A 21,406-nucleotide genomic window follows, 5' to 3' on the forward strand; every position below is an offset into this window, starting at 1 on the left:
AATAACTTGGCGCGGCGTCGCCGCCGTTAGATACGCGCTGTCAGGCGGTTCAGTTCTTGCAGGAAACGGTCGCGCGCCAGCCCCGGCGGCCATGGCTCCCATGCCTGGCCGCCGTACACTTCGGCCAGCGGATCGCAGGTCAGCGGCGGCACCGTGATCTTTAGTGTGTGCAACACCTCGTGCGCCGACCATCCGACCACGTGCACCGCTTCGCTGGCGGCGGCGAGCCGGTCGGCGCGCTTGTGGATGGCGTGCTCTTCGGGCGTCCAGGCCGGCAGGCCATAGCGCAGGAACACCGCGCGGTCGAGCCGGCTTGTGAGGTCGCGAAAACCGTCGCCCAGAAACGGCTTGAGCACCGAGATGCAGTCGAAGCCGAGCAGCCCTTCCTCGGCGTCGTGCAGCAGCTCGCGCAGTTCGGCCAGCGGCGCCAGCGACGTGGCCGAGGCGGCGCGCCGCAGCAGCATCACCGTGATCGAGTGTTGCGCCACCGACAGCGGCAGCGGCCATGCCGAGTGCCCGCCCCAGCGGTAGGTACGCGCCAGGCCGAGCGCCAGGTCTTCGTCCTCCCAGTCGTCCGGGCTTGGGTCGAGCAGGTCGAGTCGCTTGCCCGAAGGCATGCGCACCCAAGCGCGGGTGTGGGCGGGGGACCCGGGGGCGTTTGGCAGGCTGGTCATGGCGTAATTTTACACAGTGCCGGGCGCGGCGCGATTGGCGGCGCGAATTGATCCGCAACGCACCGGCCTTTTGCGAAAGCTCGGCGTTGGCCCGGAAGAATGTCATCACGCACGCCGCTTTTTGGACCACAATGACAGGCGTCGCGGCTAACTGGAGTGGCCGATGGGGGAAACGATGGAACGGATCGATTGCGATGTGCTGGTCGTTGGCGGCGGCATCAACGGCGCCGGCATTGCGCGCGACGCCGCAGGGCGCGCTCTGCGCGTGGTGCTGTGCGAAAAAGACGACCTGGCCGCGCATACTTCATCGGCCTCCAGCAAGCTCATTCACGGCGGGCTGCGCTACCTCGAACATCGCCAATTTGGCTTGGTGCGCAAGGCGCTGATCGAGCGCGAACTGCTGCTGCGCAGCGCGCCGCACATCATGTGGCCGCTGCGCTTCGTCATGCCGCACGACGCCCACCAGCGCCCCGCGCTGCTGATTCGCGCCGGCCTGTTTCTCTACGACCGGCTGGCGCGACGCGAATTTTTGCCGGCATCGCGCGGCGTCACGCTGGCACGCCACGCGGCCGGTCAGGTCATCAAGGGCGAGTTCACGCGCGGCTTCGAATACTCCGACGGCTGGGTCGACGATGCCCGCCTGGTCGTGCTGGCCGCGCTCGACGCGCGCGAGCGCGGCGCCACGGTGCTGACCCAGACCCTGTGCAGCGGCCTGCAGCGCCATCGGCTGCACTGGAGCGCGACCTTGACGGCGATCGACGGGCGCAAGACGCAAGTCAGCGCGCGCTGCCTGGTCAACGCGACCGGGCCGTGGTCCGACCGCTTCATGCAGGACGCCACCGGCGCCGCGCCAGGCCAGCATCTGCGACTGGTCAAGGGCAGCCACATCGTCGTGCGCCGCCTGTTCCACCACGCGTACGCCTACATCTTTCAGCATCCGGACGGGCGCATCGTGTTCGCCATTCCGTACGAGCGCGAGTTCACCCTGATCGGCACCACCGACCTCGAATATACCGGCAGCGTCGATGACGTGGCGATCAGCGCGGGGGAGGTCAAGTACCTGTGCCAGCTGGCCAATCACTACTTCCGCCAGCAGATCAGCGCCGCCGACGTGGTGTGGTCGTACTCGGGCGTGCGGCCGCTGGTGGAAGACGCCGGCGCCAGCGCGCAGTCGGCCAGCCGCGATTTTCGCCTGGCGCACGACAGCAGCGGCGCGCCGATGCTGACCGTCCAGGGCGGCAAGATCACCACCTTTCGCAAGCTGGCCGAGGAAGCGGTCGACTGGATCGGGCCCTTGCTGGGCAACCGCAGCGCCGGCTGGACCGCGCGCGCCTGCCTGCCCGGCGGCGATTTGTTCGGCGAGCGGCCGTCGAACCGCGGCGTGCTCGAATTCGACCAGTGGGCAGCGGCCATGCAGCAGCGCTACGGCTGGCTGTCGCCGGCGCTTGTGCGGCGCTACGCCCGCGCCTACGGCACCCGCATCAAGACGATGCTCGACGGCTGCCGCAGCCTGGCCGACCTGGGCCCGGAAATCGTGCCAGGCCTGTACGCCGTCGAAGCCGATTACCTGATCACGCACGAGTGGGCGTGCAGCGCAGCCGATATCCTGTGGCGCCGTTCGAAGCTGGGACTGCACCTGCCGTCGGGCAGTGCGGAAAAACTCGATGCCTGGATCGCCGGGCGCAAGGCCGACGCGCCGGACTAACTAGCGCGCCACGATGCGGTAGCGCAGTTCCAGCGCGTCGTGCACCGTCAGCGCGCCGCCCATCACCGACATCGGCACGATGCCGAAATCGCTCTGGCGCAACCGCAGCGTGCCGCTGGCGGTAACGGCGCCATGGCGCTGTTCTATCAGCGCTGCGGCGTCGACCGTGCGCGTCACGCCGTGCAGCGTGATCGCCAACCGCACAGGCTTTCCGTCGGCTGCGTCGGCGCGCAGCGCCACCACCGGAAAGCGTTCGGCGTCGAGAACCCTGGCCAGCATGTTCGCGCGGGTGCTTTCGATCGCCGCCGCCGACGGCGTGGTATCTAGCCCGGCTTCCTTGCGCAGCGCCGCCTCGTCCACGCTCATCTGGTCGAGCCGGAAGCTGAAGTCGGCTCGCCCGGCCGCCGGCGCGACGAAGCCGGTCACGCCGCGGCTGGCCACCACGTGATCGTGGCCGAGGCGCGCCAGGGGGCCGCCGCGCCGCACCGTGACGGCAATGAGCGACTGCGCCGGATCGATCGCCAGCACCGTCGTGCCTGCCGCTGCGGCGGCGCGATACCAGGACGCTGCGTTGTCGGCGGCCGCCGGCGGCGCCACCGGTGCGCGCGCGCACCCTGCAAGCAGGACGGCCAGCAGCAGCGGGCGCGTCGGCTTCATGCTACTTCGCATTGGCCGATACCCACGCGTCGATCGCGGGCAGGCGTTCAGCGCGTACCTTGACGCGGTCTCGAATGTCGGCAATCGCGGTGTCGGCGTCGCGCCTTGAACCGGCGGCGAGATTGGCGCCCGCATAGGCCTCAAGCTTTGCGATGGTCGCCGGGTTGGACGAGCCGGCCGCCAGGCGCGGGAAAAAGCGGCTGCGCGACGTCGCGTCGACCCGCTCGTTCACCTTGGCGATGTTCGCCAGCGCAAAGTCGAACGCCAGGTCAGGATGGCGCTGCGATACCTGCGCCAGCATCGCCGCGCTGTTGGTCACGCCAGGTTCGTCCGTCATCGCCAGGTCCATCGCTCGCCGCGCCAGCACCGGGTCGGCGGGCGCGGCGAGCAGCTCGTACAGGCTGTCCTTGATCATCGGCGACTTCTCGGCCTTCGCGGCGCGGTGCAGCTCTTCCCACGCGGCGCTGTCGGCACGCGTTGCCACCACCACCAGCACGGTCTTGCGCAGCGCGGCCGGCAATGCCTGCGGGTCGGAAGCCTGCGCCGCGTAGCGCCGGCGTGCCTCGGCGATCGTGGCGGCGTCGCCAAGTTCGCTGAGCGTCTGGATCAGCCCCGTGCGCAAGGTGGCGACGGTGGCGTTTTCGCCGGCGCGGGCATCCCAGCCTACTTGCTTCATGACCGGCGCCAGGCGCCCGAGCGCATACGTGTCGAAACGCTGCTGGCGCTGGCGCTCGCCGGCGTAATGATCGTGGATGGTGCGGAATACGTCGGCGACCTTGCCCCACACCTGGGGATCGGCGCCGAGGGTGGCGGCGTTGGCCAGCGCGAGGAAGTCGGACGCCGGCTGCAGCCCTGCCAGGCCGAGCGACCAGCTGTCGGCCAGCAGGCCCATTTGATCGATCGGCGCCAAGCTGCCAAAACCGGCGGCGAGCGCGCCGAAATGCTTCGGCGCGTACAGCGTACGATAGTAGCCGCTCTGGCCGGCGTTGACGATGACCGCGCCGCAGCCAGGCACGCTGACGCTCGCCTTGCCGTTCGAGACCAGCGTGCGCACCTGGCGGCTGGTGCCGGCCGCCTGCAGCGTCACCGGCACGCGCCAGCGCAGCGGCTTCTTGTCGGGCAGGTCGCGGCTAAATTCGGACTGGGTCAGTTCGACGCGCGTGCTGCTGCCGACGCAGTCGGCGCTCGCCACGCGGATCAGCGGCACGCCCGGCTGCAGCGTGAAGTCGTGGGCGATCGCGATGACCGGCTTGCCGGCGGCCCGTTCGACCTGGCGCCACAGGTCGCCCGACACCGTGTTCTTGTAGGCGTGTTCGCGCATGTACGCGCGCACGCCGTTGCGCCAGGCCTGCTCGCCGACGTAGTTCTCCATCATGCGGATCACCGACTCGCCTTTCAGGTAAGTGATGTCGTCGAACGCCTGGCTGGCCTGTTCGACCGTCTCCACGTGCTGCACGACCGGGTGGGTGGTGGCGACCGAATCGCGTTCCATCGCCTGCTCGCGCACGCCGACCGCATTGAGCCTGGTATTCCATTCCGGATGCAGGCGCTCCGACATGCGGCTTTCCATCCACGAGGCGAAGCCCTCGTTGAGCCACAGGTCGTCCCACCACTGCATCGTCACCAGGTTGCCGAACCACTGGTGCGCCATCTCGTGGGCGGCGGTGACGAACACGATCTGCTTGTCGCCCTGCGTCGAAATCGCCGGGTCGAGCAGGATGGCGTATTCGAACGTGAAGATCGCACCCCAGTTTTCCATCGCGCTGAAGAACTGGCTGCGGCCGGGCGCGGCGATGTTGTCCAGTTTGGGCAGCGGGTAGTGCACGCCGAAGTAGCGGTTGTACTCGACCAGCAGCGACTTGGACGCGTCGAGTGCGAACGCGGCTTGCGCGGCGCGGCCTTTCGGCGTGACCACGCCCAGTTCGGTGCCGTCCACTTTCGTCGTCACGCGGTCGAATTCGCCCAGTCCGAAGAACAGCAGGTAGGTCGACATCTTCGGCGTCTGGGCGAACCTGACCAGGCTGCGACCGTCGGCCAGCGCCGTCGTTTTCGCCACCGGCATATTACTGACCGCCATCTGGCCGGCGGGGATCGCCGCTTCCAGCGTGAAACTCGCCTTGTAGGCCGGCTCGTCCCAGGAAGGAATCATGCGCCGCGCGTCCGAGTTCTCGAACTGCGTGTAGAGCGCGCGCTTCTTGCCGTCGGCGCTGTCGTAATCGAGCGAGAACAATCCAACCGCTTGCTGGCCGATCAGGCCCGTGTAGTCGAGCGCGAGGCGGTAGCGGCCCGGCGCGATCGGCCTGGCGAAGCGGAAGGTGGCCGTCTGCGCGTCGGCGTCGACGCTGGTCGTCGCCGTCATCGGGGCGCCGCCGGCGCCGGCGGCCAACGTGACGCGGCGGAACGCCAGGTCGGCGGCGTTAAGCGTGATCGAGTCGGTCGGCGTCAGCACGTCGAGCGTGATGGTGACCTTGGCTTCGAAGGTGGAGCGCGCCGCGTCGGGCGTGATCGACACATCGTAATGTGCAGGGCGCGCACTGCGCGGCAGCTGGGTGGTCGCTTGCGCGGCGGGTGCGGCGGCCGGTGCGGCCATGACCGGTTGGATTGCCAGGCCCGCCAGGGCGAGTACGGCTGCTGAAATCAGGGTGCGATGCATGAAAACCTTTTGTAATGACGCGGCGTGACGAACCGCGCGACGAGGGTGATCAGGCAATCTAAAGCGAAAGCGGCACTCTGTCAACGCGCGGCGTCCCGCGCGCTGATACGCCGAATCTGGCGGCGCTAGCGCGCAGTCCAGTTCTGCCAGTTTGCATCGGCCAGCTCGAACTCGTGGCGCAACGCCTGCTGCATGGCGAGAACGTCCGTCGGGGTGGCCGGGCGTGCGGCGCCATGAGCGCCGTGCGGCTGATTTTGCGGCTGGGGATCGAACCCCTGGCTGCGTACTTCCTGGCTCGCCACCCCCAGCTCGCGCGCACGCGTGAGCACCTCGACGGTGACGGCCGCCTGACGATTCCAGATCTGCGCGGCGGTGCCGATCGGGATCAGCGCGCCGCCGAGTCCAAGGTCGGTGGCATACGAGCCGCGCGTGCCGCTCCAGCGCATGGTGCCGGAGCGCGTCAGCAAATCGGCCAGCCTCGCGGCCATGACGACACCCGAATCGTCCCAATTCTGCAGGTGCGGACGATCCGCGACCGGGCCGCGGAATGCGCCCACCTCGCCGCTGGTGCCGACCGCACGCAGCGCTTCCCAGAACAGCATCGCCTGATCGCAGCGATGGGCATCGAGGCGATGCAGCCACGAGGTCTCGTTTTCGATGACGCCGCCATCGCGGTTCAGCCAGCGCAAGCCGGCAAAGCCAAGATCGACCGCCATGCCGAAATTGTGGTTGCTCTCGCCCGGGCCTGCATTGGTCACGCCGCGGCCGCTCGCGAGCAGCTCATACTGCGTCTGAAAATCACGCCGGTCGCCCTTCGGACAGACATTGATGGCGATGCTGTGCAGAGCGTGCATGCGGTTGATGCAAGCGATGACCTTGACGCGGAAGCCGGCAGTGAACGTATCCGCATTGGCGGCGGCGATGTTCCTCTGCAGTTGGGCGTTCGGCGCCGCGACGTACACAGTCGTGCCCAGCACCCGCATATCTGAAAAATCGCGGTCAACATTTTCGAGCAGCTTGGTCCAGGTGGCGTCGCCAGGCCTGACCAGCCCTGCCGCCACGGCCGGATTGGGCGGCGCCAATTCATGGTCCGCTTGAAAAGCGCGGATCGCCCCCTTGGTGATGGGGCCGCAGATGCCGTCACAGGACGACAGGTAAGGCGCCGCAGGCGTGGGCCGCCGCGCCGTTTTTAACAGGATTGCCTGCAGCAGCGCGACATCGCTGGCCGCGTTGGTACCGCTATCGCCGACCGAGGCGCGAATCGTTTGCATGGTGAACCTCCTTCAAAGAGAGTAAATCCCAGACTTTTTATTCGTAGCAGGTGAACGGTAAGATTTCGGACAGGGTCGGCGCATCCTTCACGCCCATCAATGAAGCTTTCAGAGTGATCGTTCGGCATCCGGTATGGGGAAGCCAGAAACCCACGTAGCTCATGCCTTCGGTATTCGCGGGGCCTAACGCGGAGGTGCTGTTCAAGATGACGCGATCGCGCGCCCTGGTACGATTCGACGAAAACTGCGTGGCGCCGCTTTCCGTTGCCAGCAAGCGGATTTGTACGCGTTGAGGAACCGCGGCCATGCGGCCCACATCAACCTTGACGGTGATGAAAGTGGACACCGAAGCGAATTCACCGCTCGGGACATTGCCCAATTCCGGCGCCCCTCTTGCCAGCATGTCGGCCGACAGCGAGCCTGTTTTACTGCTGAACGAATAAGCCTGGAACGCCGCCAGCCGAACGGCGCCTTCCGCGGCAGCGGGCACCGCCAGGCACAAAGCGAAGGCAAGCGAATGCAAGAACAGTGTGCTATGCATGCTATATCCTTATCGCTCGCGCTTGGGAAGATAAATGAGAAACCCGTTCGAAATGATAGGCGCATCGTTGGTGCACGGCGCGGCGCCTTCGTTAATGCTGCGCGCCGTCGCCATCGGTTGTCAAGCGCGCTGTGAGCGAAACAACAGCAGGCGCCGATTGCGGCTATGATCGGGCAGCGAGGCCTTCGCCGGCTTTGGCAACGCCCGAATCCCATCCTGGAGAACGCATGAAACTGTACATCAGCACCTTCGCGCCGAATCCGCGCCGCGTCACCATGTTCATTGCCGAGAAGGGCATCGGCGGCATCGAAAACGTCATGATTGACCTCAACGCCGGCGAGCATCGCCGCGCTGCGTTTGTCGCCAAGAACCCGCTGGCGCGGGTGCCGGCGCTGGAATTGGACGACGGCCGCGTGCTGTGCGAGACGCGGGCGATCTGTACCTACATCGAGGGGATGCACCCGGAGCCGAACCTGATGGGCGAGGGCTTCGAGGAACGCGCCTTCATCGAGATGGCCGACCGTCGCGTCGAGCTGCATCTGTTCGCCGGCATCGCCAACTGCGTACGGCATACGCATGCTGGCCTGGCGGTGCTCGAGCAGCCGCAGTTTGCCGAGTTCGGCGCATCGCAAGGCGAGAAGATGCGCGAGGCCGCGCGCTGGCTCGACAGCGAACTGGCGCGTCAACCTTATGTAGCGGGGCAGCGCTTCACGGTGGCCGACATCACCGCGTTTTGCGCGCTCGAATTCGCGCGCGCACTGATGAAGTTCAGGCCGGGCGCGGAGGGGATGAACAACTTGCAGGAATGGCGCGACCGCATCGCCGCGCGGCCGTCGGCGGCCACCAGGGTCTGACCATTTGCCGGGACTCGGCGTCCCCGTCAGACCCAGGACGCGGCTTACCCGATGCGCTTGTACCAGTGCTGGTGCGGGAAAACACCCTGGTAGCTGGCGGCCAGCTCGTCGCCGTCCGGGATCTCGCGGTCCAGCCCAAGTACGCCGAACAGCGACAGGCTGTCGTGGAACAGCCCGATCACGCGCTGGCGCAGCATCGGCCCGAAATCACGCAAGGCGCGCTGGCAGATGATCAGCTGGAATTCGTTGAACGACGCATCGGTCACCAGGTTGTACTGGGCCCACGTGATGCGGCTGCGCAGCGATGCCAGCAAGGTCGCGCGGCCGTCCTGGATGTCGAAATATTCGGCCAGCTGCGCCGTTCCGCCGCTCCTGAAATAACTCTCCTGGTACCGTTCCATGCGCTCGGCCGGAAAACTGGCCAGGCTGGCCGCAGCCAGTATCTCCTCGTTGGCGACAGTGGCGTAGATTTCGGTGCGCAGGTGCAGCTGCTCCTCAGCGAGCAGGATCGCCAGCGACCACGCCTGCTCCGGCCCGGCGCATTCGGCCAGCCACACCTTCGGCACCGCCGACGCGCGCAGGCTCGCTGCCAGCACGATGCGCAGTTGGCGCGCCTGCTCCGGATCGTCGAACAACGTCGCCGGCTCCACCGACAGCGCGCGCAACAGCGCCGCGCCGGCGCCGGGGTCGTGCAGCACGCGCTCCTGCAGCGACGAGACGGTGTTCAGTGCCCGCGCCTGCATCACCTGGTGCAGCTTGCGCCGCAGCGTCGGACGGTCGTAGGACCTGAAGTCGTAGCCGAAACGCTGAAACAGCGCTTCGAGCAGCAGCTCGATTTCAAGTTCTTCGGTCGCCAGCCCACCTTCCATTGTCAGGAAGCCGGTCAATGCAGCCACACGCGCATCAGCGACAGCAGCTGCGCCACGTCGACCGGCTTGGTGATGTAGTCGGAAGCGCCGGCGGCGATACACTTGTCGCGGTCTCCCTTCATCGCTTTTGCGGTGAGGGTGATGATCGGCAGCGACTTGAATTTCGGAATACGCCGGATCGCGCGCATCGTGTCGTAGCCGTCCATTTCCGGCATCATGATGTCCATCAGGACGATCTCGATGGTCGGATCCTTCTCCAGCACCTCGATGCCGTCGCGGCCGTTTTCGGCGAACGACACCTGCATCTGCTGGCGCTCGAGCAGCGAGGAAAGGGCGAAGATGTTGCGCAGGTCATCGTCGACAATCAGAACCTTGCGTCCGGCCAGGCCGCCGTCGGCGGCATGGATTTCTTCGAGCATGCGGCGCTGCAGTTCGGGCAGCGACGCGTGCGAACGGTGCAGGAACAGCGCCGTTTCGTCGAGCAGGCGCTCGGGCGAGCGCGCATCCTTGATGACGATGGTCTTGGCGTAGCGCTTCAGCTTCGTCACTTCCTTGCGCGACAATTCCTTGGCGGTGTAGATCACGATCGGCAGGTCGCGCAGGTTCGGCTCCTTGCCGATCACGTCGAGCAGGTCGAAACCGCTGATGTCGGGCAAGGTCAGGTCCAGCACCATGCAGTCGAAGTGCGACGTCCGCAGCGCCTCGAGCGCGTCGGCGCCGTTTTCGACCGCGACGATGCGCAGGTCGGAGTCGCCGATCAGCGAGACGATCGAATCGCGCTGCATTTTCTCGTCGTCTACCACCAGCAGGCTGCGTTTGCCGCCCATCAGGAATTTCTGGATGCGGGTGAATTCCTCCTGCAGCGCTTCGCGGTCGACCGGCTTGTTGATGTACGAGATCGCGCCCTGGCGCAGTGCGCGTTCGCGTTCGCGCATGCTCGACATCACATGCACCGGAATGTGGCGTGTGCTCGGGTCGCGCTTGAGGCGGTCGAGCACCGTGAAGCCGTCGATGTCGGGCAGGTCGAGGTCGAGCAGGATCGCCGACGGCAGATAGTCGCGCGCCATCGACAGCACCGAGTCGCCCAGGTGGGTGACGATGCCCTTGAAGTTTTTCTCGCGCGCGAATTCGAGCACGATGCCGGCGAAGGCGGCGTCGTCCTCGACGATCAGCACCGACGGATCGCCTGGGGCGATCAGGCCGCGGTCGTCGAGCGTGCCGTATTCGACCAACTGCACCATGGCGCCACCGGACATCGTCAGCGGCGTGACTTCGTTCTCGAGTTGCAGCGTGTTGGCGTACACCACCTGGGCCGGCGGCGCCATGCGCGCAGGCTGCGGCTGGCGCGCCTGGTCGTAGTTGATGAAGCCGGCGCGGTTGTACGGCAGGAACAGGGTGAACGTGGAACCGGAGTTGACCACCGATTCGACCCGAATCTCGCCCCCCAGCAGGCGCGCCAGTTCGCGCGAAATCGACAGGCCAAGGCCGGTGCCGCCGTACTTGCGGGCGGTGGAGCCGTCGGCCTGCTGGAACGCTTCAAAGATCAGCTGCAGCTTGTCGGAGGCGATGCCCACGCCGGTATCGTTGACAGAGAACGCCAGCACCGCATCGGCGTGCACCAGGTTCGGGTGGTCCGATGTCCAGCCGCTGGTAACGAGCGAAATCTGCAGCGCGACCTGGCCATGGCTGGTGAACTTGAACGCGTTCGACAGCAGGTTTTTCAGCACCTGCTGCAATCGCGTTGTATCGGTCATCACCGCGGTCGGCAGGGCGTCGGCCAGTTCGACCGTGAAGCCGAGATGCTTCGCTTCGGCCATGTGGCGGAAGGTGCGGTCGACGTAGTTGCGCAGGTTCGAAAAGCGGTACTCGGACACGTCCAGCGTGACGGTGCCGGACTCGATCTTCGACAGGTCGAGAATGTCGTTAATCAGGGTCAGCAAGTCGGAACCGCAGCCGTGGATGGTCTTGGCGAATTCGACCTGCTTGCCCGACAGGTTACCTTCCGGGTTATCGGACAGCTGCTGCGCCAGGATCAGCAGGCTATTGAGGGGTGTCCGCAGCTCGTGCGACATATTTGCGAGGAACTCTGACTTGTACTTCGACGACAGCGCCAGCTGGGTCGCCTTTTCCTCCAGCGCCAGCTTGGCCTGTTCGACCTCGCGGTTCTTTCGTTCCACCTCGATGTTCTGCTCGGACAGCAGGCGCGCCTTTTCGGCCAGTTCCTGGTTGGTCTGCTGCAGCTCCTGGGCGAGAGACTGGGATTGCGTCAGCAGCGACTCGGTACGGCTGTTCGCCTCGATCGTGTTGAGCACCACGCCGATCGACTCCATCAGCTGGTCGAGGAAGGACAAGTGCGTTTCGGTAAAGCGGTCGAGCGATGCGATCTCGATGACCGCCTTGACCTGCTGCTCGAACAGGATCGGCAGTACGACGATGTTGGTCGGCGGCGCCGCCCCCAGGCCCGACGACACGACGATGTAATCGCGCGGCACGTCGGTGAGCCAGATGCGGGTCTTCTCGACGGCGCACTGGCCGACCAGGCCTTCGCCCGGCAGGAAAGAGGTGGCCAGCTTGCGGCTGGAGCGGTAGCCATAGCTGGCGATCATGCGCAGGCGCGCGTCGATCTCCTGCGAGTCCATCATGTAGAACACGCCGTGGTGGGCCGACACCAGCGGCGCCAGCTCGGACAGGATCAGCTTCGTCACTGCCTGCAAGTCGCGCTGGCCCTGCAGCAGGCGGGTAAAGCGCGCCAGGTTGGTCTTGAGCCAATCCTGCTGCGCGTTCTTCTGCGTCGTTTCCTTCAGGTTGCGGATCATCTCGTTGATGTTGTCCTTCAGGTAGGACACCTCGCCGCGCGCCTCCACCTGGATCGAACGGGACAGGTCGCCGCGCGTCACCGCCGTCGCCACTTCACCAATGGCGCGCATCTGGTTGGTCAGGTTCGCCGCCAGCTGGTTGACGTTCTCGGTCAAGTCCTTCCAGGTGCCGGCCACGCCGGACACGTTTGCCTGCCCGCCCAGCTTTCCTTCGGTACCCACCTCGCGCGCCACCCGCGTCACTTCCGACGCGAACGAGGAGAGCTGGTCGACCATCACGTTGATGGTGTCTTTCAGTTCCAGGATCTCGCCCTTGACGTCCACCGTGATTTTCTTCGACAAGTCGCCGCGCGCCACCGCCGTCGTCACCGCCGCGATGTTTCGCACCTGGCCGGTCAGGTTCGACGCCATGAAGTTGACGTTATCGGTCAAGTCCTTCCAGGTGCCGCCGACGCCCGGCACGTACGCCTGGCCGCCCAGCTTGCCTTCAGTACCGACCTCGCGCGCCACGCGCGTCACTTCCGACGCGAACGAGGACAGCTGGTCCACCATCACGTTAATCGTGTTTTTCAGCTCGAGAATCTCGCCCTTGACGTCCACCGTGATCTTCTTCGACAGGTCGCCGTTGGCTACCGCGGTGGTCACGTCGGCGATGTTTCGCACCTGGCCGGTCAGGTTACCCGCCATCGAGTTCACGCCGTCGGTCAAGTCTTTCCAGGTTCCGGCGACGCCCGGCACGTTCGCCTGGCCGCCGAGCTTTCCTTCGGTACCGACTTCGCGCGCCACGCGGGTTACTTCGGATGCGAACGAGTTCAATTGGTCGACCATCACGTTGATGGTGTTTTTCAGTTCCAGGATCTCGCCCTTGACGTCGACCGTGATCTTTTTCGACAAGTCGCCGTTCGCCACCGCGGTCGTCACGTCGGCGATGTTTCGCACCTGGCCGGTCAGGTTACCGGCCATCGAGTTGACCGAGTCGGTCAAGTCCTTCCAGGTGCCGGCCACGCCCTTCACCTGCGCCTGGCCGCCCAGTTTTCCTTCGGTACCGACCTCGCGCGCCACCCGCGTGACTTCGGAGGAGAACGAGGACAGCTGGTCGACCATCACGTTAATCGTGTTTTTCAGTTCGAGAATCTCGCCCTTGACGTCCACCGTGATCTTCTTCGACAGGTCGCCGTTAGCCACCGCGGTCGTCACGGTGGCGATGTTACGCACCTGGCCGGTCAGATTCGATGCCATGAAGTTGACGTTATCGGTCAAGTCTTTCCAGGTGCCGCCGACGCCCGGCACGTAGGCCTGACCGCCCAGCTTGCCCTCGGTGCCGACTTCGCGCGCCACCCGCGTCACTTCGGACGCGAAGGAGCGCAGCTGGTCCACCATCACGTTGATGGTGTCTTTCAGCTGCAGGATCTCGCCGCGCACGTCGACGGTAATTTTCTTCGACAAGTCGCCGTTCGCCACCGCGGTCGTCACCTCGGCGATGTTACGCACCTGCGACGTCAGGTTGCCGGCCATCGAGTTGACCGAGTCGGTCAAGTCCTTCCAGGTGCCGGCCACGCCTTTTACCTGCGCCTGGCCGCCGAGCTTGCCTTCGGTACCGACCTCGCGCGCCACGCGCGTCACTTCCGACGAGAACGAGGAGAGCTGTTCGACCATAGTGTTGGCAGTGGTCGCCGCGCGCAGGTACTGGCCCTTGAGCGGATGGCCGTCCACCTCCAGCGCCATCGTCTGTGACAGGTCGCCTTTTGCCACGGCGCCGATCACGCGCGCCATTTCCGTGGTCGGGCGCACCAGGTCGTCGATCAGGGTGTTGACCGAACTGATGATGGTGCCCCAGCCGCCGGCCACGTTCGGCACCGCCGCGCGCTGCGTCAGGCGCCCTTCGCGGCCGACCACGCGCGACACTTCCGTGACCGCCTTGACCATCTTCTCTTTCGTTTCGATGATCTCGTTAAGCGTGTCGGCGATCTTGCCGACGACGCCGGTCCAGTCGGACGGCATGCGCGCGGTGAAGTCGCCCTTCTTTAACGCCATCAGCGTCGACAGCAGCAGCTTCGCGTCCAGCTCTTCAATGAAGTCGCTCATGTTATTCATCGACAGTATCCTCGTTTTTCGGGAGTGGAAAAGGTGGCCGGATGGTGCTTCCGGCTCGTGGAATAGGGGTGTTCTGTAGTGGTGCGAACAGCAATGCGGACATCGCCGGCGCCGGCGCCGGCTCGCCCAGCAGCGCGCCCTGGAACTGGTCGCAACCGAGCGCGGCGAGCACCTCGAGCTGCGCTTCGCTGTCAACGCCGAGCGCGCGCACCGACAGCCCAAGCGCGCGCGCCAGGTGGATGATCGCCGCGACCATGTCGGCGCCGCCTTCGGCGCCGATGTCGCGCACGAAAGCGCCATCGATCTTGAGGGCGTCGAAAGGCAGGTCGCGCAAGATTGTCAGGGACGCGCCGGCGCTGCCGAAATCGTCGACAGCCAGGCGCACGCCGGCCACGCGCACCGCGTCGAGCGCCGGCTTGACGTCGTCGGCGCCGACCAGCAGGCGCTCGGCGATCTCCAGTTCGAGCAGTCCGGCCTCGATGCCGCATTTGGCCAGGTGCGCGGCGACCCGTTCGGGCAGGGTCGAATGAACATGCATGGACGCCAGGTTGACCGACATGACCAGCGCCGGCAGCCCGGCCTTGTGCCACAGCGCGGCCTGGGCGCAGGCCGCGCCGATGGTCCAGTCGCCGACCTGGTCGAGCAGCTTGCGGTCGGTCACCCGGTGCAGGAACTGCGCCGCCGCCAGCAGGCCGTCGCGCGGATGACGCCAGTAAAGCAGCGCCTCGACGCCGGACAACGCGCGCGTGCGCACGTCGGCGTGCGGCTGGTAATGCAGCGCCAGTTCACCGTTGCCGAGCGCCCGCTGCAGCTCGGCCGCCCAGCGCGCGTGTTCGACTTCGCGCGCGTTGAGCTCTTCGCGGAAGTATTCGATGCTGCCGCGGCGGTGCTGCTTGGCGTGGTACATCGCCGTATCGGCATTGCGCAGCACGATGGCGGCGCTGGCGCCGTCCTGCGGATACAGGCCGATGCCGATCGACGACGAGGTGAAGATGGGCTGGCCGCCGATCTCGAACGGCTGCGCGTTGGCCTGCTCGATCTTGCGCGCCACCCGCGCCGCGTTGGCGGAGGCGCCGGCGCCCTCGAGCAGCACGACGAATTCGTCGCCGCCGAGCCGCGCCACCACGTCCGACACCCGCACCGCGGCCTGCAGGCGCCCGGCGAACTGGCGCAGCAGTTCGTCGCCGGCTTCGTGGCCGAGCTGGTCGTTGATGCTCTTGAAGCGGTCAAGGTCGAGGAACAGCAGGGCGAATTGGCTGTGATGGCGCTCGGCGTAGGCGAGCGCGTGTTCGAGCTGCTGGATCAGCGCGCGGCGGTTGACCAGGCCGGTGAGGGCGTCGCGAATCGACAGCTCGTGGGCGCGCGTTTCGGCCAGCTTGCGCTCGGCCACCTCGAGCTCGAGTTCGGCGTTGATGCGTTCGAGGTCCTGCAGGCGCTGCACGCGCAGGTCCTGGTACAGCGCCGACAGTTCGTCGGTCTTGGCCACCAGTTCGAGGTTATTGCGGGTCAGGGCAACGAACACGGCGACCTTGGTTTGCAGGATCTGCGGGATCACCGGGGTAAACAAGTAGTCGACCGCGCCCTTCTGGTAAGCCTGCAGGCGGTGCATTTCGTCGGCGTAGTGGGCGGTAATGAAGATGATCGGCACGGCCGCCGAGCGCGGATGCGAGTGGATCGCGTCGGCGGTTTCAAAACCATCCATGCCCGGCATGTTCACGTCGAGCAGGATGACGGCGAATTCGTGCATCAGTACCTGGCGCAGCGCCTCGTGGCCTGACGTGGCGGTGATGAGCTCATATTCGCCGTCGAGGGCCGGCTGGTCCAGCAGGCTCTGCAGCGCGAACAGGCTGGCCGGATCATCGTTAGCTAGTAGGACTTTAGGGATCTGCACGTCGGGACAGGTCGGTTATCGGATTTTTCGGTAGAGCATGTTAATTCACTAACGCGTGGAAAGATACGCTTGCCAGCTCCAACGTCAAGCATAAGCTCGGCGCTTCAACATTGCTCGCAATATTTGCTACTTTGGCAATCGTGGAGGCGAGGTGGCGAAAGATTAGCCGAAAAAGTGTTTCCTAGGCGCACGGTACAAGCCGGTATGATCCACCGTTTTCTCATCGCCGCGCGTTTGTGCGTTTACCACAATCCGCCGACCTACGCGTTGCAGCAGGTGCGAATTCCTTGCGGTCGGCGCGGCACGCCGCCCGCAGCGCCGGGTTCAAGCAAAGTATGGATCGGTAGTAGTTTAATGTTGATTTATTGTAAATAGTCAACTACGATCGTAGGTATTGGTGTGCATGGTTGCGGCCGGCAACAGCGGCGTCAAGGGGACAAATATGGTCGAACTTAGTCAACTGATGAGACTGATGGACAGCACTTCAGAGTCAGCCTGGAGCAAAGCGTTGTTCGACGTTGCAGAAGGGCTCGGTTTCGATTCGGTGTTGTACGCAGCCTTACCATCCAAACACGCCAACCTGGAAACATCGTTCTTGCATAGCAATTACTCCGAAAAGTGGCGCCTCCACTACGATTCGTCCAAGTTGCACTACGTCGATCCAACCGTGCGCCACTCGATGGGCCACGTCACGCCACTTGTGTGGGAGCCGGAAACCTTTACACAACGCGACGAGTGCGCCTTGTACGAGGATGCTAGCCACTTCGGTATCCGCTCGGGCATCACTTTTCCGATGCACGGATGTAACGGTGAGGCCGGCCTGATCAGCTTTGCCACGGATGCGCTGCCAGGCGATGATTTTCACAAGCGCCTGACGCACTACATGGCCGACCTGTCGCTGGTGCGTGACTACGCGTTCGAGTCCTCGCTGACCTATGTCAAGGCGCACAACCACGCCGAGCCGGCGCCGCATCTGACCAAGCGGGAGCTTGAAGTGATCAAATGGGTAATGGCAGGCAAATCGTCGTGGGAGATCTCGCGGATCACCGATTGTGCCGAAGCCACCGTCAATTTTCACATCTCGAATATCCGCCAGAAGTTCAATGTCAGTACGCGCCAGCAGGCGATCGTCAAGGCGATCGCGCTTGGCATCATTACTCCAGAAGATCCCCATCGATAAGCTTGCCGGTAACGTATAGCTTGACGAGCAATGCGACAGGGAGCGGCACCCCAAGCCCGGTTTCGAACCGGCTGCCGCTCGACTGCGTGACCCCGAAGCGCGCCCAGAAAGTTGCCTGGCTTTCTCGCTTGCTGATGCGAAATTGGCGGAGTCCGATCTGAGCCTGCACCCGTGGAGGCTGGCTGACCGGGTCGTTGGCCGCATACGCTACTGGTGTGCTGGCGACGGCCGGGCGGCAATTATAGTCTTGGTCCATTTTCATCCCCTCGCAAAACAAATCCGCAGTATTTCATTTCCGCACCCCGTTTCCAGCTATCACTTCTGCTAGTTATGCGAATTCCATATTTACGTGATTCTACATGCACGTTGCATAACTTCAACACGAAAGCGAGGCACGGAAATGGCAATGCACATACAAATTGCAGCACGTAAAGACTTTAAATCGCCTGATCTGTGGGAAATGCATACATTGCGCGCCAAAGTGTTCAAGGACCGTCTCGGCTGGGAGGTCCCGGTGCTGAGCGGAATGGAGATTGACGGCTATGACGCCCTCGACCCGATGTACATGATGATTCGCGAGCCGGGCCGCGGCACGTTGCGCGGGTGCTGGCGCCTGTTGCCGACCGAAGGGCCCTACATGCTCAAGGATTCATTCCCGGAACTGCTTCATGGTGAAATAGCGCCCCAGAACGAGCACATTTGGGAGCTCTCTCGTTTCGCCATCCAGACAGACTGTGATTCCCGCTTCGGCCTGTCGCAAATCACCTTGGAATCTTTCTCCGAGATGGTGTTGTACGGACGGGACCATGGCATCGAGCGCTACATTACCGTGACCACCACCTCACTGGAACGGTTGGTGCGGCGCGCCGGCGTTGCCGTTACACGGCTGGGGCCGCCGGTGCAGATCGGCATTGAAATGGCGGTGGCGCTGTATATCGATGTCGATGCCACCTACGCAGCCCTGTTCGGACAGCGGCTCGACTCGTAGCGGGCAAATCAGGATACTGGCGCCGGCGCGCGGTGGTTCGCCGGCAAAGCACCGTTCGCTCTGGGTTGTGAGGCACCGGATTGCTAGGGCAAGTGTTCGGTGCGCGCGTCGTCGCTAAAAAATTGCTGAGCAAATGTATTTATCTCCGTCATTAATAGTATATTTGTAATACGGCGCGCACTTGGACGAGGCGCACCCGGCGACGGGGTTAGATTGATGACGCAAGCGATATCGCGCAGCATGGGCAGTACAGCGACCGGCAGCGGCCCGGCGCGGCTGCTGCTTCGCGCCGCCGGCCTGGTGTTCTCGGCGCTGCTCGGCGCCTTGTTGTACACAATGGCGGCCAGCACGGTCGAGGGCGATGCTCGCCAGCGCTTCAACGGCATCGCCCGGGGCGCCCAGTCTGCGCTGGCGGCGCGCCTGGCCACGTTCAACGACCTGGTGCGCGGCACCAGCGCCTTGTTCGAGGCGTCCGATGATCCGGTCACGCGGCTGCAGTTTCATCGCTACGTCGCCGCGCTCGACGTGCCGCGCAACTTCCCCGAGGTCGACCTGCTGTCGTATGCCGTCAGCGTCGGCGACGCCGGGCGCGACGCCTTCGTCGCCCGCGTGCGGGCCGACCGCAGCCTGGCGCCGGGTGGCTATCCATCGTTCGACATCCGGCCGGCGGGCCGGCGCGAGCGCCATGAAGTGCTCACCTTCGTCGAGCCGGCGCGCCACTTCAGGCGCTACTTCGGCGCCGACATCGCGCAAAACCCGGCGATCGCCGCGGCGCTGGCGCAGGCGCGCGATACCGGCCTGCTCAGTTCCGGCGTGCCGATCATGTTCGACGCGCCGTCGCCGCACATAAGCCTTGGCATCGGCCGGCCGGTGTACCGCAAAGGCGTGCCGCTGACCGATGCCGCGGCCAGGCGCGCCGCCTTCCTCGGCATGGTCGGCGTCGAGTTCAGCGTGCCGGGGCTGGCGCAAGGGGTCCTCGGACGGGTCGGCATGCCGGGCCTGCGCCTGACGCTGTACGCCGCCGGCGGCGCCGCGGCGGACCAGCGCGCGCTGGCCATCGGCGCCGGCGACCGGCTGCTGTTCGGCGCAGGTGCGCCGCCCGGCGCCAGTTTCGAGACGGTGCTGCCGGTCGACTTCAACGGCAGTCTGTGGAAGGCGCGCTTCTCGCTGCCGCTGTCGCACCTGTACAGCCAGTTCGACCGCGCCTTTCCGTTTCTCGCGCTGGCCATCGGGGTGGTGGTGGGCCTGCTGGTATATGCATTCTTCTTCACCTTGTTCTGGTCGCGCCGGGTGGCGATCGCCCAGCGGCTGCTGCTCGACACGGTGCTCGACAGCGTCGAGGCGCATGTCTACATGAAGGACCGCGATCGGCGCTTCACCTACATCAACGCGCGCACCGCCGAAGCGATGGGGCGCCAGCCGCACGAGGTGATCGGCAAGCTCGATCGCGACGTGCTACCGGCGGCGCTGGCCGACGCCTACTGGGAGCAGGACCGCTGCGTGTTCGACAGCGGCGCGCCGAGCGCCGGCCAGCACCAGTTCACCCAGCTCGATGGCCAGGTGCGCCAGTTCTGGACCGTGAAAGTGCCGGTGGTGGAGGCAGGCGAAGTGGGCGCGGTGATCGGCCTGTCGACCGACGTCACCGAGCTGCACGAACTGAAGGCGCAGGCCGATGCCGCCAGCCTGGCCAAGAGTAACTTCCTGTCGAACATGAGCCACGAGATCCGCACGCCGATGAACAGCATCATCGGCATGACGCACCTGGCGCTCAAGTCGGCCGCCACGCCGAAGCAGCGCGACTACCTCGAAAAGATCTACCACTCCAGCCAGCACCTGCTCGGCATCATCAACGACATCCTCGACTTTTCCAAGATCGAGGCCGGCAAACTGGACCTGGAGGCGATCGACTTCGGCGTCGCCACGCTGATGGAAAACATCGCGCACCAGCTGGGCGAAGCGGCCAGCTGCCGCCGCCTCGCGCTCGAATTCGACCTGGCGCCCGGCCTGCCGCGCCAGCTGCGCGGCGACCCGCTCCGGCTCGAACAGGTGCTGCTTAACTTTACCGGCAACGCCATCAAGTTTTCGCACGACGGCGTGGTGCGCATCCACGCCTGCGCGCTCGAGGACACCGAGCACGACGCGCTGGTGCGCTTCGAGGTGCGCGACAACGGCATCGGCATGACCGAGGCCGAAGTGGGCGAGTTGTTCAAGTCGTTCCACCAGGCCGACCCGTCGACTACCCGCAAGTACGGCGGCACCGGGCTGGGACTGGTGATCAGCAAGCAGCTCGTCGAACTGATGGGCGGCAGCATCGGCGTCGACAGCACGCCCGGCGTCGGCAGCACCTTCTGGTTCACCGCGCGCCTTGGCAAAGGCGTCAGGTTCATGCGCGCCGGGCCGACGCCGGTGCCGCGTGAAGTGCTCGACCAGATCGCCGGCGCCTGCATCCTGCTGGTCGAGGACAACGTCTTCAGCCAGCAGGTCGGCCAGGAACTGCTGGAAGAAGCCAGCGCCACCGTCGTCGTCGCCTGCAACGGCAAGGAAGCGGTCGACCTGATGCTGCGGCGCCGCTTCGACTGCGTGCTGATGGACCTGCAGATGCCGGTGATGGACGGCTTCGAGACGACCCGCATGATCCGCTCCGATCCGCGCCTGCGCGAGTCGGTGGTGATCGCAATGACCGCCAACGCCGGGCGCGACGACCAGGCCCGCGCGCTGGCATCGGGCATGGACGAATTCGTCACCAAGCCGACTTCACCGAACCAGCTGTTCGAGGTGATCGCCCGCTGCCTGCGCGCGCGCGCGCCGGCCGCCGCGCCGCTTGCATGCGAGACGGCGCCGGCGCCTGTCGCGCCGCTGTTCGACAAGGCGGCGCTGGCGCTCACCTTCGGCGGCAACCCGCAGAAGATGCGCAAGTACGCTTTCATGTTCCTCGACTCGGCGGGCGATGGCCTTGCCGTCGTCGGCGAGGCGCTGGCGCGCGCCGACATCGAGCGCGCCGCCGATACCGGGCACCGGATGAAATCGGCCGCGCGCGCGGTCGGCGCGATGGAGTTTGCGCAGCTTTGCCAGCAGCTCGAGCAGCTGCGCATTGGCGGCTCGGTGGCCGATGCCAGCCTGTTGCTCAAGCGCATGGTGGCGTTGCGTGCGCTCCTCGCCGAGCACATGGCCGGCGAACTGGTCGAACCGCCGTCCGGATGAGTGCGGCCCTAC

At 65.3% G+C, this 21,406-nt stretch carries 14 protein-coding genes; 5 read left to right on the top strand and 9 right to left on the bottom strand.

Going from position 1 to position 21,406, the window contains the following annotated elements; genetic code table 11:
* Positions 1-26: 26 nt before the first annotated feature.
* The gene (locus ACP7DD_RS01565; protein WP_426172924.1) at positions 27-674 is read right to left on the bottom strand and encodes a phosphohydrolase; all 648 of its coding nucleotides are present in this window, start codon (positions 672-674) and stop codon (positions 27-29) included.
* 163 nt (positions 675-837) lie between these two features.
* Between ACP7DD_RS01565 and glpD the strand changes: the two genes are divergently transcribed.
* Entirely contained in the window at positions 838-2,379 is a 1,542-nt protein-coding gene (glpD, locus tag ACP7DD_RS01570; RefSeq protein ID WP_426172925.1) for a glycerol-3-phosphate dehydrogenase, read from the top strand.
* On the opposite strand, the gene ACP7DD_RS01575 is transcribed toward glpD, so the two are convergent.
* The 4 genes from ACP7DD_RS01575 to ACP7DD_RS01590 all read right to left on the bottom strand — a co-directional run bounded on the left by ACP7DD_RS01575 (position 2,380) and on the right by ACP7DD_RS01590 (position 7,501).
* Positions 2,380-3,036, bottom strand: coding sequence for a YceI family protein (locus ACP7DD_RS01575; protein ID WP_426172926.1), 657 nt, complete (start codon positions 3,034-3,036; stop codon positions 2,380-2,382). It lies immediately after the preceding gene.
* Between the two features lies 1 nt (position 3,037).
* Complete coding sequence (locus tag ACP7DD_RS01580) at positions 3,038-5,689, bottom strand: M1 family metallopeptidase (RefSeq protein ID WP_426172927.1); 2,652 nt, start codon at positions 5,687-5,689, stop codon at positions 3,038-3,040.
* Positions 5,690-5,814: 125 nt separating this feature from the next.
* A complete protein-coding gene (locus tag ACP7DD_RS01585; protein WP_426172928.1) occupies positions 5,815-6,960 on the bottom strand; it encodes a hypothetical protein in 1,146 nt (381 codons plus the stop codon).
* A 37-nt stretch (positions 6,961-6,997) separates the two neighbouring features.
* The gene (locus ACP7DD_RS01590; RefSeq protein WP_426172929.1) at positions 6,998-7,501 is read right to left on the bottom strand and encodes a hypothetical protein; all 504 of its coding nucleotides are present in this window, start codon (positions 7,499-7,501) and stop codon (positions 6,998-7,000) included.
* A gap of 227 nt (positions 7,502-7,728) precedes the next feature.
* On the opposite strand from ACP7DD_RS01590, the gene ACP7DD_RS01595 reads away from it, so the two are divergent.
* A complete protein-coding gene (locus tag ACP7DD_RS01595; protein ID WP_426172930.1) occupies positions 7,729-8,355 on the top strand; it encodes a glutathione S-transferase family protein in 627 nt (208 codons plus the stop codon).
* Positions 8,356-8,399: 44 nt separating this feature from the next.
* On the opposite strand, the gene ACP7DD_RS01600 is transcribed toward ACP7DD_RS01595, so the two are convergent.
* From ACP7DD_RS01600 to ACP7DD_RS01610, 3 genes are read right to left on the bottom strand one after another with little or no spacing between them, the layout of a single operon-like run.
* Complete coding sequence (locus ACP7DD_RS01600) at positions 8,400-9,251, bottom strand: CheR family methyltransferase (RefSeq protein ID WP_426172931.1); 852 nt, start codon at positions 9,249-9,251, stop codon at positions 8,400-8,402.
* A complete protein-coding gene (locus ACP7DD_RS01605) occupies positions 9,239-14,134 on the bottom strand; it encodes a response regulator (RefSeq protein WP_426172932.1) in 4,896 nt (1,631 codons plus the stop codon). The genes ACP7DD_RS01600 and ACP7DD_RS01605 overlap by 13 nt, the downstream gene beginning before the upstream one ends.
* Positions 14,127-16,025, bottom strand: coding sequence for a putative bifunctional diguanylate cyclase/phosphodiesterase (locus ACP7DD_RS01610; protein ID WP_426172933.1), 1,899 nt, complete (start codon positions 16,023-16,025; stop codon positions 14,127-14,129). Before ACP7DD_RS01610 ends, ACP7DD_RS01605 begins: the two co-directional genes overlap by 8 nt.
* Positions 16,026-16,467: 442 nt before the next feature.
* Between ACP7DD_RS01610 and ACP7DD_RS01615 the strand changes: the two genes are divergently transcribed.
* A complete protein-coding gene (locus ACP7DD_RS01615; protein WP_426172934.1) occupies positions 16,468-17,205 on the top strand; it encodes an autoinducer binding domain-containing protein in 738 nt (245 codons plus the stop codon).
* On the opposite strand, the gene ACP7DD_RS01620 is transcribed toward ACP7DD_RS01615, so the two are convergent.
* Complete coding sequence (locus ACP7DD_RS01620; protein ID WP_426172935.1) at positions 17,180-17,461, bottom strand: helix-turn-helix domain-containing protein; 282 nt, start codon at positions 17,459-17,461, stop codon at positions 17,180-17,182. The two genes, ACP7DD_RS01615 and ACP7DD_RS01620, sit on opposite strands and share 26 nt — an antisense overlap.
* Before the next feature lie 144 nt (positions 17,462-17,605).
* On the opposite strand from ACP7DD_RS01620, the gene ACP7DD_RS01625 reads away from it, so the two are divergent.
* Together ACP7DD_RS01625 and ACP7DD_RS01630 are read left to right on the top strand one after the other, a co-directional pair.
* Positions 17,606-18,193, top strand: coding sequence for an acyl-homoserine-lactone synthase (locus tag ACP7DD_RS01625; protein ID WP_426172936.1), 588 nt, complete (start codon positions 17,606-17,608; stop codon positions 18,191-18,193).
* A 240-nt stretch (positions 18,194-18,433) separates the two neighbouring features.
* Positions 18,434-21,394: a CHASE domain-containing protein gene (locus ACP7DD_RS01630; RefSeq protein ID WP_426172937.1), complete on the top strand. Its 2,961-nt coding sequence runs from the start codon at positions 18,434-18,436 to the stop codon at positions 21,392-21,394.
* Positions 21,395-21,406: the final 12 nt, after the last annotated feature.

The sequence above is a fragment of the Massilia sp. TWR1-2-2 genome, assembly GCF_049897565.1.
Lineage (GTDB): Bacteria > Pseudomonadota > Gammaproteobacteria > Burkholderiales > Burkholderiaceae_D > JAFCUW01.